The organism is Niallia sp. NCCP-28 (assembly GCF_023168165.1).
In the GTDB taxonomy this organism is placed as follows: Bacteria; Bacillota; Bacilli; order Bacillales; family Cytobacillaceae; genus Niallia.
The window spans coordinates 487,909-504,332 of record NZ_BQYJ01000001.1; the positions used below are offsets into that span (position 1 = coordinate 487,909).

Here is a 16,424-nt window from a genome sequence, read left to right on the forward strand (position 1 = left end):
TTTGAATAAAAATCTTATTATTAAAATGATCGATAATGCCTTAAAACAATATCATGCAGACAACACCATTCTAAATGAACAAGATTATGAATATTTATATCAAAAGATTAGCAGCAGCATAAAAGAAGGTCCTGATCATGTTCTTTACAATCTTGTTCAAGATGCTGTTTATGGATATATTACAGACTCTCCTTATTTTTAGGGAAATCTGTATTATATCCATCTACTGTTTCATTTTTGTCCATCTATTTAGATCATTTATTTTCCAACTATCATTTGCAGTTAATTGCCTATTTTTTCGAAAGTATTTTCCCCATCAGCTTATCGGCAACACTCGGAAATAGATGATAAAGGGTGCTTCCCCAATTCATCCATATTGGCAAGTTTAATTCCCGTTTTTTTGTCAGCATTAGCTTTGTAATCTTATTTGCTACTTCATTAGATGAAAGCATATATTTTTGGACATTTTGAACATAGCTGCCTGATTTATCGGCAATCGCAAAAAAGTTTGTTTCAATTGGTCCAGGATTCACAGCAGATACCGTAATATTTGTGTTTGCCAGTTCCATTCTTAAACTATTGGTAAAACCTAAAACTGCATGTTTTGTGGCAGAATAAACACTTGATTTTGCAGTTGCAAGTTTGCCCGCAATTGATGCAATATTAATAATATGCCCTTTATTCTGCTCCATCATGGATGACAGCACTTCTTGTGTGCATGCAATAAGTCCTATAACATTTACATCAAACATTCCTTCAATATCTGTCATATTTGCCTCATGCAAATAATCAAATACACCAAATCCCGCATTATTAATCAACACATCAATAAAGCCGACTTCGTTATAAATTTTTGCAAATACCTCTTTAATCTGTTGTTGATCGCTTACATCTAGAGAATAATAAATCGCTTGCCTACCTGTAGTATGCTGAATTTGCACACAGATTTCTTGAAGCTTTTTTTCTGAGCGTGCCAACAGAATAGGTCTTCCTCCTAATTGTGCTACATTATGTGCCAGCTTTTCCCCAATGCCTGACGATGCTCCTGTTATAACAATCGTTTTATTTTGCAAATATTGCATCTATCTATCACCTCGACTAATTATTTTTTTCTGGATAAAATTTACCACTTCAAAGACTCTGCCATCAAAAATAAATTGGCCTAAGATTAGTTTTATCACACAATAGCTTTTTTGAATATTTTTTCCTTAGCATTTCACCCATTTGCAAGTGGTTCCTTTCCATTTATGCCCCCATTCCTTACTACTGTTGCCTTTTTTTCTCTTTATCGCTTGACAGACAAGCATATTTTTTTGCATAATCAAAGCAATTTAATAATAAATATACGATGACTAAGATTAGTAGATGATGGACACGCAAAGAGAATGGAGTTCTTAGGCTGAAAAACTTCATCGTCCCTCTTTCATTGAACCTGCCTTATGAGTTGTTAGGAAAACCTAAACGTATTCCGTCGTTATCCGGACCAAAGCGGTAAACAATCAATGATGATCATCATTGATTGTTTGCTGAAAATAAGGTGGTACCACGAAAAAAACCTTTCGTCCTTTACTTGGATGAAAGGTTTTTTATTCACTATATTTACTTTTAATATTGGAGGACAACAAATGACAAAAATTGTTTTTATTGGTGCAGGCTCCATGAGCGAAGCATTAATCTCAGGAATTATAAGCAGCAAAATGATTGATAATGAAAACATCTTTGTGACAAATAGCTCAAATAAAAAACGGTTAAACTATTTGCACAGCCAATATGGCGTAAACTTTACGTATAAATTAGATGAACTTGTGCAAGATGCAGATGTTGTAATCCTTGCCATGAAACCAAAAGATGTCAAACAAGGGATAGGGAATATTCAAGCATACCTTTCTGAAAAAACATTGCTCATATCTGTACTTGCTGGCGTAAGCATTAAAAGTCTAGAACTTTTAGCAGGCAAAAAATTGCCCGTTGCTCGCGCTATGCCAAACACCTCTGCTGCTGTCGGCAAATCGGCAACTGGCATTGCAGTAAATGAAACGGTCACAGATACACAAATGGAACTAATATTAAATATTTTTCAAACAGTTGGATTAACAGCTGTTGTGGAAGAAACAAAAATTGATGCAGTAACAGGCCTTTCTGGGAGCGGACCTGCATATTTTTACTATATTGTCGAAGCCATGGAAAAAGGCGCCTCAGAAATTGGTTTAGACCCTGATATAGCTAATGATTTTATTGTACAAACACTAAAAGGGGCAGCAGAAATGATTGCAACATCAAAAAAATCACCTTTAGAACTGCGGCAAAACGTTACTAGCCCTGGAGGAACAACAGAAGCAGGAATTAAAGTCCTTGAGTCGTTTGATGTGCAAACTGCCTTTATAAATTGTATGAAAGAGGCTGTGGAGCGATCCAAAACAATGGGAAAGACTATAAGCGAAGAGCTGAAAGTCTCAAATTGATAAGTAAAAAAGAGACTGGGACGTAAGTATTCCATCTAAAGATAAACAAGAATGATTATACGTAAATTACGTATAATCATTCTTGTTTATCGAAATTTTAAAGGGGCGGTTTCAGTAAAGTTTGTTGTTATTACCCGCAGCCTGAATAATTAATTTTTTCTATTTTTTTAAATGGTTTTAGATAACAACCTTTAAAAAGGAAATCAAACAAGTAGGCTTTTTAAGGGGCAATTCCCCCTAACATGCTATTTTTCGCTTCTAACCATGAGGTGCCTTCTATAATGGCCTACTCTCTATTAGCAAGGGACAAAGGGATTGGAAATACTTTAAAATCTTCTGCCAAATAACTTTCCATAAAGATTTCCTTTGCTTCTTCCACTAACTGATTTCCTTGTATGCTATCATATCTTGCACTAATATGCGTTAGAATCAATTGTTCAGCTTTTGCTTTTTTTGCCGTATTGGCAGCTTGGATAGTTGTTGAATGAAAATACTCTTTTGCAAGCACAGACTCTCTTCCCGCAAATGTAGCTTCATGCACAAGAACCGTAGCATTTTCAGCTAATTTTATTGCAGCCTCGCATTCCTTTGTATCTCCTAAGATTGTCACAATTCTCCCTTTTACTGGAGGTCCGACAAAATCACTGCTTTGAAGAATGGTGCCATCCGCTAAAATAACCTCTTCTCCATTTTTAATTTTTTTAAAATTCGGTCCGGGTTTTACTCCTCTTTCTTGAAGTTTTTCTACAAGAAGTTTCCCTGGAAGATCTTTTTCTGTAATGCGGTAGCCATAGCTTGCAATCCCGTGTTCTAGCATTAAAGCTTCCACTTTAAACGTATCATCTTCAAAAATGACTCCTTCTGCCACTTCTTCAATATGCAAGTCATACTTAAGGTATGTTTGGCTAATAGACAAGCTTGTTTCTATATATTCTTTAATTCCCTTGGGTCCATATAAAGTAACTTGCCCTTCACCACCTTGAAAAGATCTGCTCGCAAGCAAACCTGGCAGCCCATATAAATGATCCCCGTGCAAATGGGTAATAAAAATTTTTTCGATTCGTTTCGGTTTAATGCTTGTGTGCAAAATTTGGTGCTGTGTCCCTTCTCCTGCGTCAAAAAGCCAAATGCTTCCTCTTTCTTCTAACAACTTTAATGCAATTGATGTAACATTTCTTAATTTCGCCGGTATTCCTGCACCGGTGCCTAAAAACTGCAGTTCCATTTAAACACTTCTTTCTTCATCATTCTGTATACGATTTTATACTAGTTATTGCATCTATACAAAGTTTAAAATCATCTACTATAAAACATACTATACTTAGTGCAGTTGCAAAAATTCAGCAGTAGTGCAGTAATGCTCAACTGAAATGAAATTTAATGCTTACTATTGTGAATTATTAGAAAAACTAATAGTAACAATCATAAAAAAAGATGGAACTAATTGATTTTTTTTCTAGTATCTTTTCCTGTTATCATGTAATATCAACATTAAAGCATACCAAAAAACATTTTGTTCAGGAAATTAGAATTATCATCTGCTCATCTTTTTAACTGAAAAATTAAATTTATCTAAAATTTCTGTTAAAATTATGGTATTATCAAAACATAATGTTTGCTTAATTAAAAAGAAACAGCTAAAATTTTATATTTGTACAGATACTTTTCAAAAGATAAGCATCATAAATGAAGCATAAATGTTTTCATCTCGTAAAATTACTGGTATTATTTTATAAAGTTTCCGAATGATAAAGTATCATAGCTAAAAATAGTATTCAAAGCCATTTGAATCTTTTATACATATTTAATGAAAAGAGGTCCATGCACGTGAATCATAATCAACAATCAGCACTAATAATGATTTTTGGAGCAACAGGAGATTTAGCCAACCGTAAATTATTCCCATCCCTTTACCGTTTATATAAAAAAGGCAGATTGTCTCAATTTGCAGTCGTCGGTGTTGGCAGAAGAACATTAACAAACGAACAGTTCCAGCAAAATGTTGTAAATTCTGTAGCGGAGGCAATTCCCAATTCATCTGATTTGGAGACATTTGCATCTTACTTCTGCTACCATTCTCATGATGTAACTGATTCTAGTTCTTATCTTACATTAAAGAACATTGCAGATGAGTTGGATGAAAAACATAATTTAGGCGGAAACAGAGTATTTTATTTAGCAATGGCTCCAGAATTTTTCGGCCCAATTGCTATCCACCTAAAAGAAGATGGCTTAACAGATGTAACTGGTTTTAAACGACTAATTATTGAAAAGCCATTTGGTCATGATCTTAAATCTGCTCAAGAATTAAACGATCAAATCCGTACAGCTTTTTCTGAAGACGAAGTGTATCGCATCGACCATTATTTAGGAAAAGCAATGGTGCAAAATATCGAAACAATCCGTTTCTCCAATGCCATTTTTGAAAATCTATGGAATAATCGTTATATCAGCAATATCCAAGTTACATCAAGTGAAATTCTTGGTGTAGAGGAGCGCGGCAGATATTATGAAACAAGCGGCGCTTTAAGAGATATGGTGCAAAACCATATGCTGCAAATGGTGGCATTACTTGCAATGGAACCGCCAATTCGATTGACGCCTGATGAAATACGTTCTGAGAAAGTAAAAGTTTTCCGTGCAATGCGTCCGATTGAACTCGATGAAGTAAATGAATATTTTGTACGGGGCCAATATGGAAAAGGCGTGATCGAGGATATCGATGTTCCAGAATACCGTTCAGAACAAATGGTGAATCCAAATTCTAATACAGAAACATTTGTGGCAGGTAAAGTTATGATTGATAACTTCCGCTGGGCAGGTGTTCCATTTTATATCCGCACAGGGAAAAGATTAGAAACAAAATCAACAAAAATCGTTGTTCAATTTAAAGATATTCCAATGAATCTTTATGATCGTCCAGATCAGGAGATTACACCAAACCTTCTTGTTATTCATATTCAACCAGAAGAAGGAATCACTTTGCATTTAAATGCTAAAAAAGCTGGTCAAAATATGGAAGCAACGCCTATTAAACTTAGCTATGCAAATACAGGTATCGCAAGCATCAATACACCTGAAGCATATGAAAAATTAATTGATGACAGCATTAAAGGGGATGCTACTAACTTTACTCATTGGGATGAAGTAGCACTTTCTTGGAGCTATGTCGATAAAATTTCACAAGCTTGGGAAAAAACACCTGCTGCAAACTATCCTAACTATGCTTCAGGTACAATGGGGCCTAAGGAAGCAGATCAACTATTGGAAAAAGACGGTTTCTTCTGGTGGCCAATTAATCAATTCGAAGTAGATGTTTGCTAAAGCAAAAAGACGTGAGATCTTTATAGGTTTCACGTTTTTTCTTTTCCAAATAACATCCAACTCTTTTGTAAAGACGAAAATTTGCCAACTAATAGTTTTTTAAACAAATATTTAAAAATATTATTTTAAAATACAAATATATTAATTATTATTTTAGGAGCATAAAATGAAAAATATGAAGTTTCTTTTGGTTATCCCCTTTTTTTTGCTTTATAATTTGCTTATTTATTATATAGGCTGGAACAGCTATATTTTTTTGCACGCTGCCTATTCAAGCATTTCAAGTACACTGCTAATTATTGGGCTGCTTATATGCGCCTATTCCTTTCTTTTTAGCCACTTTTTTAAAAAAATTACTATCTTTAAAATTATTTCCGCATACTGGTTTGCCATTCTACAGTATGCCATTCTTATCTTTCCAGCTGCCAATTTGGCATGCTACCTTCTTTTCTTTTATCTGGATGAGTCACGCAGCATCTTGCTTGTAGGAAGCATCACGTTTTTTCTTTTTTTGTGCATCTTTTTTTATGGCACATATAATGCTTATTCCCCAATTGTTAGAGAATATAACCTTATTTTGCCGAAAAAACATGGAAAAAGAGAACAATTGACCATCGCTATTGCTTCTGATATGCATTTTGGGACACTTTCAGGCAATGCCCATTTAGCAAAACTAGTAACAATGATAAATAGCTTAAAGGCAGATCTTATTCTGTTGCCAGGTGATATTATTGATGACGATCCTAATCCATTTTTGCAAAAACAAATGGGAGAGAAAATGAAAGAATTGCAAGCGCCCCTAGGCATCTATGGAGTACTCGGAAACCATGAATATTACGGCAAAAAAATCCCGGAATTTCTTCAAGAAATGGAACGAATTGGCATTGGCATATTAATGGATGAATCTATTATTATTGACGCTAGTTTTGAGCTGATTGGCAGAAAAGATAAAACAGATAAAAACCGATTATCCATCTCTCAATTAACAGCTAATAGCGCAAATCATCTTCCTCTTATTATGATGGATCATCAGCCTGCAGAATTAGCACAAGCAATGGAAAATGGCATTGATTTAATTGTATCAGGCCATACTCACCGAGGACAGATGGCTCCAAATCATTTCATTACGAAAAGGGTTTTCGAACTGGATTGGGGCTATAAACAAAAGGAGCAGCTGCATGCGATTGTTTCCTCCGGCTATGGTTTCTGGGGCCCTCCACTCCGCCTAGGAAGCCGTTCTGAAGTAGTCTATATAAAAATTGATTTTATAAATCAATGAAAACAAAAAAGTCATTTTAAAAGCAATTCTACTGCTTTTAAAATGACTTTTTTTCTGTTGTTGCATACCTATCCCTCAAACCGCAGAAATATAAAGTAATACTCTACACAGCGGGAGATTTCCACGTGTTAATTGAGGACTATAGGATAGGATATAACGCAGAACCCTTGGCAAAATAATAGTAGTCTAGTAGTCTGTGTTCTTTTATATTAGACTTTTACGGGCAAGTTTCTTTTTATCTAAATTTTTCATTTTCTCTTATAATCCCTCAAGGAAGGGAGGCCAATACACATTAATATGCGGTAAAAAAAATCATTCTAGAGAACACTCTCTAGAATGATTTTTTTTGGATTATCGTCTCCAGCCAACTAATCAGACAGTTTCACTAAACTAATATTCAAAAGTGATTACTTCATCCAGTTTGTATGGAATGTGCCTTCTTTGTCAATGCGATTATACGTATGTGCGCCAAAATAGTCGCGTTGTGCTTGAAGAAGGTTTGCTGGCAATGTTTCTGTACGGTAGCTGTCATAATAAGATAATGCAGCAGCAAAACTTGGTACAGGAATACCGTTCATTACAGCACCAGAAATTACTTCACGAAGTGCTGCTTGGTAGTTTTCAGCAATTTCACTGAAATAAGGATCTAATAATAAATTCTTTAACTCAGGGTCACGGTCATAGGCGTCTTTGATTTTTTGCAGGAATTGCGCACGGATAATGCAGCCTCCACGGAAAATCATCGCGATTTCTCCATAGTTTAAATCCCAGTTATATTCATCTGAAGCTTCTCGCATTTGCGCAAATCCTTGTGCATAAGAAACAATTTTGCTTAAATAAAGCGCTTTGCGAACAGATTCGATGTATGCTGCTTTATCGCCAGTAAATGCTTTAATTTCAGGACCTGATAATACTTTGCTTGCTTTTACACGCTCTTCTTTCATTGCAGAAATGAAGCGAGCAAATACTGATTCTGTAATCATTGGAAGCGGTACGCCTAAGTCTAGTGCACTTTGGCTTGTCCATTTCCCAGTACCTTTTTGGCCAGCAGTGTCTAAAATTAAATCCACTAATGGTTTGCCAGTTTCTTCATCTACTTTTGTAAAGATATCTGCAGTAATTTCAATTAAATAGCTGTCTAGCTCGCCTTTATTCCATTCTGAGAATACTTCATGAAGCTCTTGAGCTTCTAATCCAAGAACGTTTTTCATAATAAAATATGCTTCACAAATAAGCTGCATATCACCATATTCTATTCCATTGTGAACCATTTTTACATAATGTCCTGCACCATCTGGACCGATGTATGTTGTACAAGGCTCATCGTTTACTTTTGCAGAAATATCTCTAAAGATTGGCGCAACAAGTTCGTACGCTTCTTTTTGGCCTCCAGGCATAATAGAAGGGCCTTTTAATGCTCCCTCTTCCCCACCAGATACACCTGTACCGATAAAGTGGATGCCAAGTTCGCTTAATTCTTTATTTCTTCTTTGTGTATCAACAAAAAAAGTATTTCCGCCATCTATTACAATATCCCCTTTATCAAGCAAAGGTTTTAATTGTTCAATTGTTGCATCTGTTGCCGGACCAGCTTTAACCATTAGCATAATTTTGCGAGGAACTTCCAAAGATTGAACAAACTCTTCTAAAGTATAAGTTCCCACGATGTTTTTTCCTTCTGTTTCTTGAAGCATTTCTTCTGTTTTTTCTTTTGAACGGTTAAATACAGAAACCGTGTAGCCTCTGCTTTCAATGTTCATTGCAAGGTTTTTTCCCATTACCGCTAAACCAATAACACCAAACTGCTGTTTTGTCATTATTTTTACGCCCTTTCTAAACACTATGTATGGTTTCATATAGTAGAATTCACTTTACTTTAGCAAGATTCTGATATATATGCAACTATTCTAACTGAAGATGTATGCCTTTTCCATAGATTTCGCAAAATTTTTTTCTTCTTTTATTTTTATTTAAAAAAATTTCTTTCTTTGCAGAAAATCTTTATTGAAACTTGTGGACGTCCCAATATTCTCTTCTTCTTTCCAATCACTACGATCTCCAGCATTTTCTATAATGGATGCACCATATTTCTCTTTCAGTGCCGAAATCGTTTTTAACAGCGGTTCTTTTTCCGCTTCTTTTTCATAGGAAAACAAATCTAATTGTTTTGCCACAATATTATTGTCCACTAATTCTGTTGCTGTTACTCCTAATAATCTTACAGCATCGCCACTCCAAGCTTTTAAAAATAGCTGTTTGCTCATCTCAAAAATCTCTGATTGTGTTTTAATCGGATTAATTAATTTCATGCTTTTAGAGTTGTTTTTTCGATTTTCATATCTTATCGTAACAGCAATGGCTAATGTATGCACATGTTTAATTTTCATCCTTGTAGCTACTTTAAATGCCAAAGAGTCAAGAATGGAAAAAAGTTCTTGTTGATTAGCTATATCCTTAGGCAAGGTAGTAGAGTTGCCGATACTTTTAAACTCATTCGCAGCCTCTGGATCAACCATTCGCTTATCTTCCCCATTTGCTCGCTCTTTCAATCGTTTTCCATTTATGCCAAGTACTGCTTTTAATTGAACAGAATCTCCCATTGCCAAGTCTTTAATTGTAGTAATGCCAATCGCTCTTAGTTTCTCCCCTGTTTTTTTTCCTATTCCATGCATTTCTTCCACTTCCATTGGCCAAAGAATAGCCGGAACATCTCTTTTCCGTAAAACAGTAATGCCCATTGGCTTTTTTAAATCGGATGCCATTTTGGCTAAAAATTTATTTGGAGCAATGCCAATGCTGCAGGGCAAATCTAAACGCTCCAGTATCGACTTTTGAATCGTTTCTGCTATGTGGATGGGACTGCCTGAATCATAGCTGTCTGTAATGTCCACGTAGCCTTCATCAATGGAAATAGGTTCTACTAAAGGAGAAAATTCATTTAAAATAGAAAACAGTTCAAGGGAAGCCTTTCGATACCGATCAAAATTCGGCGGCATAACAGTTAGTTTAGGACAAAGTTTTTTTGCTTCCCAAAGGGGCATTGTCGTTTTCACCCCAAATTTTCTGGCCTCATAGCTGCAAGTGACAATAATGCCTTTTCTTTCTTCCACATTGCCTGCAATCGCCAATGGTTTGCCTTTTAACAATGGATTATAAGCGCATTCAACAGAGGCATAAAAACTATTCATATCGACATGCAGGATGACTCTTCCCTTTTTAGGATAATAAGATTTCATTAAGAGTCACCACCTCTCCGTAAATTTCTCCGTCACTTACACGACATTATTCATATACTCTTTAATCTCTTTTATTCCATCTAGAGAATCAATTAAAATAGCTGGTTCCATCATCATAATCAATCTGTTTTCCAAATTAATAACACCAGTGAAATAGCTTGTTTTTTGATATGCAGCAAGTCCAGCTTGTTTAATGTTTTCCTCTGCAACAGCTAATATTTCTTTTGCATCACTGACTAATACAGCATAGGCAAGCTCCTCTGTTTTTAACACGATTAATTTATTTTGATCTTTTTCCTGTATTGGACGATTATATAATACCTGCTCTAAATCAATGATCGGAATAAGTTCATTTCTCACCTTTTTTATGCCAACTATATAATTGGGCAAGGAAGGAACCTCTGTAACCCCGTCTTCTTTTTCAATCGAAATAACGCAATCTATGGAAATGGCATATTCTCCTTGTGCAACTTGAAATACTACTACTTTCTTCTGATCTTCCATCTTTTTTCACCTCTGTACAATGGCACAGCCCTTTTTCTATTTTTAAAATATATTAATATAGTCTTATTATACTAATTTTTTTTGAGAGAAACTAGTTAATAATCTCCTGCTTAGCCATAGCTAAAAAACACTCCTAAAAAATAATTAGGAGCGCTCATAATATATTTATTTGCCTGCTACTTCTTCAATGATCGCAAGAACCATCTCTGCCAATTTATTTAATTCTTCAATCGGCATTTTTTCTTTTGTTGTATGGATATCTTCATACCCTACAGCCAAGTTGACAGTTGGAATGCCAAATCCACAGATTACGTTCGCATCGCTTCCACCGCCGCTTTGTTCTAAACTGCAGCTTCTGCCGATTTTTTCTGCAGCTTTGCGAGCAACTTCTACTACATGATCGCCTGCACCATATTTAAAGCCTGGATACATTACTTCCACTTCTACAACTGCTTCTCCACCCATTTCCTTGGCAGTTGTTTCAAAAGCTTCTTTCATTTTAGCTACTTGAGCTTGCATTTTGTCATCTACTAATGAGCGAGCTTCTGCAAGAATCTCCACATGATCGCAAACAATATTAGTTTGCTGACCACCTTCAAATCTGCCAATATTTGCAGTTGTTTCACTGTCGATTCTTCCTAAAGGCATTTTTGCAATTGCTTTTGCCGCAATTGTAATAGCAGAAACTCCTTTTTCTGGAGCAACACCCGCATGCGCTGTTTTTCCTAGTATCGTTGCTTTTACTTTTGCCTGTGTCGGAGCTGCAACAACAATATTGCCGACTTTTCCGTCACTATCTAAAGCATAGCCGAATTTAGCTGTTACAAGAGCAGGATCTAATGCTTTTGCACCAACTAATCCTGATTCTTCGCCGACTGTAATAACATACTGAATCGTACCATGTGGCAGATTATTTTCCTTTATCACAGTTAATGTTTCCAATATTACCGCAAGTCCAGCTTTATCATCTGCGCCTAAAATAGTTGTTCCATCTGTTACAACATAACCGTCTTTAATGGAAGGTTTTACACCTATACCAGGAACTACTGTATCCATGTGAGATGTAAAATAGATAGGATCTGCATCTTCTACGTTTCCTTTTAATGTACAAATTAAATTTCCTGCGCCATGTCCCGTAATAGCAGTGGTATCATCTTCTATTACATCCAAACCTAATTCTGTAAATTTGCTTTTTAATACTGCAGCTATTTCCTTCTCATACTTTGTTTCTGAATCGATTTTTACTAATTCTAAAAATTGGTTTAATAAACGTTCATTTTTTATCATTATAATTCCTCCAAATAAAGTGAAACTTCAATAGCGGGAGCCTCTCCAGCTTCTACTGATTGTTAGTTGAACCAATCGGGCTTTTACAGGCAAGTTTTTCCTCACCTAGATTTTTCGTTTCTTCTCATCATCTCGAGGTAAGGGTCAAACGCCCGTTAATGCGGGATAAATGCTCTAAACTACATACTAGTATACCTTTCGCAAGTCCTAACAGCAAATGTTAAAGGTTCGATTAGCTAAAGAAAAATCCATTCAAATGATTCTATTTAAGCCGTTTTTCATTATATAATAATGAAATAGTAGGTTATTAGTTGTGACATACTTTATTTCTTAGTAAAATATAGTTACTAGAAGAAAGGGCAATGGAGGATTTTATGCGTAAAAACAAGCTGCAAAAAATAGTCATTTATTTAATGGTCTTTATTATGCTGGCGTCTACTTTATTAATTGGCATCGGCATGCTATTTTAAAAAAAGAATAATAGGTAAAAAAAGAGAAGCGTCTAAAAACGCTCCTTTAAGAGTATAGACAAAATCAAAAACGCACAACACTTTCAGGCTGAGAGAAGCGTCTAAAAACGCTTCTTTTTCATCTGCTATTCACTGGATATTGCCCCATATTCTTTGGCGAGCTTTTCTGTACTTTTGGTTGACCTTGTAACAAGCACTTTTGTTCCCACTGGAATAAAGTCATATAAAGATTCAATAGCTTCATTTTGCATTCTTATGCAGCCTAATGATACATATCGGCCAATAGATGCGGGATTATTTGTCCCATGAATGCCGTATGTTCTTCCATCCGTTTCTTTAGCATCAAAACCAATCCATCTTGTTCCTAATGGATTTTTTGGATCTCCACCTTGAATATTTTTTTTCCGATAATAAGGATTAATTGCTTTTACTGTCACGGTAAACAGGCCCTCTGGCGTAAGGTCTCCACTTTTCCCTGTTGCTACACTGACAACCGTTTGCACTCTATTTTCATCTATAAAGGTTAATTCATTGCTGGTCTTGTTGATGATAATAAATGGATGGCCAGGAGCCGGATTTTCTCCCAGTGGCCAAATCGGAGAAAGCACAATCAATATACAAGACAATAATTTCAGCATCATAACACCACTTTTTAGCTGTTATTATGTGTAGCTTGAGTTGATTTTATGCACCATCTTCTTTTTATGCGGATATTAGCTAAAAAAATCCTAATCTTTTATCGCATTTGCGCTTAAAAAGATTAGGATTTTTTTTATAGCATTTTCTCCAAAAATTCTTTTGCTCTTGCACTCTGAGGGTTCGTAAAAAATTGTGCAGGAACAGCATCTTCCACAACAATTCCTTGATCTAAAAATAATACTCTATCTGCCGCTTCCCTTGCAAAGCCCATTTCATGTGTCACAATCAGCATGGTAATGCCTGTATGCGCCAATGATTTCATTACTTCAAGCACTTCTTTAACCATTTCTGGATCGAGCGCTGAAGTCGGCTCATCAAATAAAATCACTTCTGGATTCATTGCTAATGCTCTTGCAATAGCAACCCGCTGCTTTTGGCCGCCAGATAAACGATTTGGATATTCATTGGCTTTATTTGCTAACCCTACTTTTTCCAAAAGTTCCATGCCTGCTTTATCTGCAGCTTCTTTTGTCATGCCTTTTACTTTTATTGGTGCATACGTAATATTTTGCAGAACCGTTTTATGTGGAAATAGATGAAAATGCTGAAAGACCATGCCTACATTTTCTCTTATTTTTTTTATGTTTGCTTTTTTATCCGTTATTTCTATATCTTTAATGAAAATTTGCCCTTCTGTTGGCACTTCCAATAAATTCAAGCAACGAAGAAATGTCGATTTTCCTGAACCGGATGGCCCAATAATCGTCACTACTTCCCCCTTTTTTATTTCCGTTGATATTCCTTTTAATACTTGCAGAGAACCAAAGGATTTATTTAAATTTTCTACCTTAATCACTTTTTCTCATTCTCCCTTCTAGAACTTTTGCGAGCATTGTTAAGATCATCACTAATACATAATAAATAAGTCCTGCTAGAATCAATGGCTCAAGATAGGAGTATTTCTCTCCACCCATTATATAAGCTCGTCTCATAATATCTGTTACACCAATTACAGTTACAATCGCAGACTCTTTTGTTAAGGATACTGCTTCATTTATCAATGCTGGAAAAATATTTTTTAGGGCTTGGGGTAAAATTAAATCTAGCATTGCTTGTCTGCTTGGCACTCCTAATGCCATCGCAGCTTCTTTTTGCCCTTTGTCGACTGCTAAAATTCCTGCACGAATAATTTCTGAAATATAGGCTGCCGAGTTTAATGCAAAAGAAATAACTGCGGCGGCAGAAGGTTCAATATCATAACCTATTATTTGGGGAATTCCATAATAAATAAGCATTAATTGAAGCACAAGCGGCGTGCCTCTGAATATAGATGTATAAATATTTGCTATCCAGGTCAGAAAAGGGATATTGCTTATTTTAAATATTGATAAAATAACTCCTAAAACAAATCCTAGTATTCCTGCTATAAATACAATCTTTAATGTAACAACTATCCCCTGCAATAAAAAGGGGAGAGAAGGAATAAACTGCTGAAAATCCAACTCCATTCTTTAACAATCCTTTCAAATTTAGATATACACTGCTTCAAAAAAGAAGAAAACGTTAAAGGGGCTATACCTTAAACGTCTCTTCATTTTTTATTTAGTTGCCGAACCATTTTACAATTAATTTATCTAGCTCGCCGTTTTCCTTCATTTTCTTCAGTTCTGCGTTAAACTTGTCTGTTAACTCACTATCTTTAGGAAATGCCATGGCAGATCCAGCATCTTCATTTACTTCCGCTGCTTCAAAAGAAGCTAACTTATTATCTTTTGATAGATAGCCTTTTGCTACCACATCTTCAATAATTGCTCCATCAAATCTGCCTGCTTTAATCTCTTGAATTAATTCAGGAATTTTATCGCGTTTTTCTACTTTTACATCAACCTTTTTTGCAATTTCATCTGCCGCTTCTGCTTGAATAGATCCTAATTGCACACCTATTGTTTTTCCTTTTAAATCTTCCACGCTTTTAATATTGCTGTCTTTTGAGGTTATAACCAGATCTTTTGCTGTGTAATAAATATCACTAAAATCTACGTTTTTCTTTCTATCTGGAGTTGGTGACATTCCAGATAAAACCAAGTCCACTTTCCCTGATTTAAGTGCTTGAATAAGACCGCTGAATTCAAAATCTTGCACTTTAATTTCATAGCCTAATTTTTCGCCAAGGGCATTTGCTAAATCAATATCAAATCCAATAATATCTTCGCTTTTTGCTGAGTCAATGTATTCAAATGGTTTATAGTCAGCTGATGTCCCCATTATAAGCACTTTGTCATCAGATTTAGAAGAAGAACCCTCTTCTTTGCTTGTCCCAGTTCCACATGCTGCAAGCACTACTATGGATAACAGCAACATTGCTATTAATTTTTTCATAATATAATATCCTCCTATAATTTCTTAGGTGTTGTATTTCTTTATTAATTATGTGCTTTTTATTATCTTTTCATAAATTCTTCTATTCATATTCATACAACAATATGAATTTTAACACATACTAATAATTATTCAATACTATTTATACAAATTCAGTAGAAAAAATAATATTTTTTATAAATGAAATTATCAGATTTATAAAAAATATTATTCCTAAAAAAAAGATTCCTATATAATAATAGGAATCCAGCTTGTCACAAAATTTCATTCCATTCTATTTATCTGCACAGATTTTCCATACCATACTTTAAAAATCACCTTTTAATTCATTTCCTGGGAAACTTGTTTGATATACCGTAAAGTCTGGAATATGCAGCCCTATATGCATCATTTCATCTCCTCCACAAGCCATATCTTCCCATTTATAAACAGCTTCCTCATCCAACCCTTTTAATCGAAAAAAACGAAGTGGGGGATTTGCTTGAGCGGAGCACACGGAAATATGCAATGTCTGCCTCTAGCTTGTCTTTGAATACAAATATCCAGACTGACTCACTGCATTCGAAAGGGCTCAAAAAAAGATAGAATTCATCAAATTGAATTAAATTCCATATTTCTTTGTATACTGAAACCTATTTTTGCCCCCTTTTTTTCTTCATTTGATTCTGGGTTTGGAGACAGCGGACGATCTGCAAATCCAATCGGATTGGAAAAGATTATAGAATGATTTTTTTCCTAAATAAAGGTAAGCTAAATAGACCGATTTTACTATTTGCATCACATAGCTTGCATCTTTTGCTTGTAAATAACATGGACGATTTGATTGATCAAAATAAATTCCTGT

The 16,424-nt window shown here is 35.2% G+C and carries 16 protein-coding genes and 1 other annotated feature; of the genes, 5 read left to right on the forward strand and 11 right to left on the reverse strand.

Going from position 1 to position 16,424, the window contains the following annotated elements; genetic code table 11:
- Position 1 precedes the first annotated feature (1 nt).
- Complete coding sequence (locus tag NCCP28_RS02415) at positions 2-202, forward strand: YqzH family protein (RefSeq protein WP_248559808.1); 201 nt, start codon at positions 2-4, stop codon at positions 200-202.
- Between the two features lie 88 nt (positions 203-290).
- Here the strand turns inward: NCCP28_RS02415 and NCCP28_RS02420 are convergent, their stop codons facing one another.
- Positions 291-1,082: an SDR family NAD(P)-dependent oxidoreductase gene (locus tag NCCP28_RS02420; RefSeq protein WP_248559809.1), complete on the reverse strand. Its 792-nt coding sequence runs from the start codon at positions 1,080-1,082 to the stop codon at positions 291-293.
- 257 nt (positions 1,083-1,339) lie between these two features.
- Positions 1,340-1,570, forward strand: a binding site (T-box leader).
- Positions 1,571-1,625: 55 nt separating this feature from the next.
- Between NCCP28_RS02420 and proC the strand changes: the two genes are divergently transcribed.
- On the forward strand, positions 1,626-2,462 hold the full coding sequence (gene proC / locus NCCP28_RS02425; RefSeq protein WP_248559810.1) for a pyrroline-5-carboxylate reductase: 837 nt from the start codon (positions 1,626-1,628) through the stop codon (positions 2,460-2,462).
- A 286-nt stretch (positions 2,463-2,748) separates the two neighbouring features.
- Here proC and rnz read toward each other — a convergent pair whose 3' ends face one another.
- The gene (gene rnz / locus NCCP28_RS02430; protein WP_248559811.1) at positions 2,749-3,687 is read right to left on the reverse strand and encodes a ribonuclease Z; all 939 of its coding nucleotides are present in this window, start codon (positions 3,685-3,687) and stop codon (positions 2,749-2,751) included.
- 596 nt (positions 3,688-4,283) lie between these two features.
- On the opposite strand from rnz, the gene zwf reads away from it, so the two are divergent.
- Together zwf and NCCP28_RS02440 are read left to right on the forward strand one after the other, a co-directional pair.
- Positions 4,284-5,786: a glucose-6-phosphate dehydrogenase gene (zwf, locus tag NCCP28_RS02435; protein WP_248559812.1), complete on the forward strand. Its 1,503-nt coding sequence runs from the start codon at positions 4,284-4,286 to the stop codon at positions 5,784-5,786.
- A gap of 166 nt (positions 5,787-5,952) precedes the next feature.
- Positions 5,953-7,065 (forward strand): metallophosphoesterase, encoded by a 1,113-nt coding sequence (locus tag NCCP28_RS02440; protein ID WP_248559813.1) that lies wholly within the window; start codon positions 5,953-5,955, stop codon positions 7,063-7,065.
- Positions 7,066-7,472: 407 nt separating this feature from the next.
- On the opposite strand, the gene gndA is transcribed toward NCCP28_RS02440, so the two are convergent.
- The 4 genes from gndA to NCCP28_RS02460 form a co-directional block, all read right to left on the reverse strand.
- On the reverse strand, positions 7,473-8,882 hold the full coding sequence (gene gndA / locus NCCP28_RS02445; RefSeq protein WP_248559814.1) for an NADP-dependent phosphogluconate dehydrogenase: 1,410 nt from the start codon (positions 8,880-8,882) through the stop codon (positions 7,473-7,475).
- Between the two features lie 153 nt (positions 8,883-9,035).
- Positions 9,036-10,301, reverse strand: coding sequence for a DNA polymerase IV (locus tag NCCP28_RS02450; RefSeq protein WP_248559815.1), 1,266 nt, complete (start codon positions 10,299-10,301; stop codon positions 9,036-9,038).
- A 36-nt stretch (positions 10,302-10,337) separates the two neighbouring features.
- A complete protein-coding gene (locus tag NCCP28_RS02455) occupies positions 10,338-10,805 on the reverse strand; it encodes a chemotaxis protein CheW (protein ID WP_248559816.1) in 468 nt (155 codons plus the stop codon).
- Between the two features lie 165 nt (positions 10,806-10,970).
- A complete protein-coding gene (locus tag NCCP28_RS02460; RefSeq protein WP_248559817.1) occupies positions 10,971-12,092 on the reverse strand; it encodes a M20/M25/M40 family metallo-hydrolase in 1,122 nt (373 codons plus the stop codon).
- Between the two features lie 374 nt (positions 12,093-12,466).
- Between NCCP28_RS02460 and prli42 the strand changes: the two genes are divergently transcribed.
- Positions 12,467-12,562, forward strand: coding sequence for a stressosome-associated protein Prli42 (gene prli42 / locus NCCP28_RS02465; protein WP_157827731.1), 96 nt, complete (start codon positions 12,467-12,469; stop codon positions 12,560-12,562).
- A gap of 125 nt (positions 12,563-12,687) precedes the next feature.
- Here prli42 and NCCP28_RS02470 read toward each other — a convergent pair whose 3' ends face one another.
- From NCCP28_RS02470 to NCCP28_RS02490, 5 genes are all read right to left on the reverse strand, one after another.
- Positions 12,688-13,200, reverse strand: a complete 513-nt coding sequence (locus tag NCCP28_RS02470) for a L,D-transpeptidase (protein WP_248559818.1) — start codon at positions 13,198-13,200, stop codon at positions 12,688-12,690.
- Between the two features lie 134 nt (positions 13,201-13,334).
- Positions 13,335-14,057 (reverse strand): amino acid ABC transporter ATP-binding protein, encoded by a 723-nt coding sequence (locus NCCP28_RS02475; RefSeq protein ID WP_248559819.1) that lies wholly within the window; start codon positions 14,055-14,057, stop codon positions 13,335-13,337.
- The gene (locus NCCP28_RS02480) at positions 14,050-14,709 is read right to left on the reverse strand and encodes an amino acid ABC transporter permease (RefSeq protein ID WP_248559820.1); all 660 of its coding nucleotides are present in this window, start codon (positions 14,707-14,709) and stop codon (positions 14,050-14,052) included. Before NCCP28_RS02480 ends, NCCP28_RS02475 begins: the two co-directional genes overlap by 8 nt.
- 94 nt (positions 14,710-14,803) lie before the next feature.
- The gene (locus tag NCCP28_RS02485) at positions 14,804-15,580 is read right to left on the reverse strand and encodes a transporter substrate-binding domain-containing protein (protein WP_248559821.1); all 777 of its coding nucleotides are present in this window, start codon (positions 15,578-15,580) and stop codon (positions 14,804-14,806) included.
- 307 nt (positions 15,581-15,887) lie between these two features.
- Positions 15,888-16,088: a GH36 C-terminal domain-containing protein gene (locus NCCP28_RS02490; RefSeq protein WP_248559822.1), complete on the reverse strand. Its 201-nt coding sequence runs from the start codon at positions 16,086-16,088 to the stop codon at positions 15,888-15,890.
- Between the last annotated feature and the right edge of the window lie 336 nt (positions 16,089-16,424).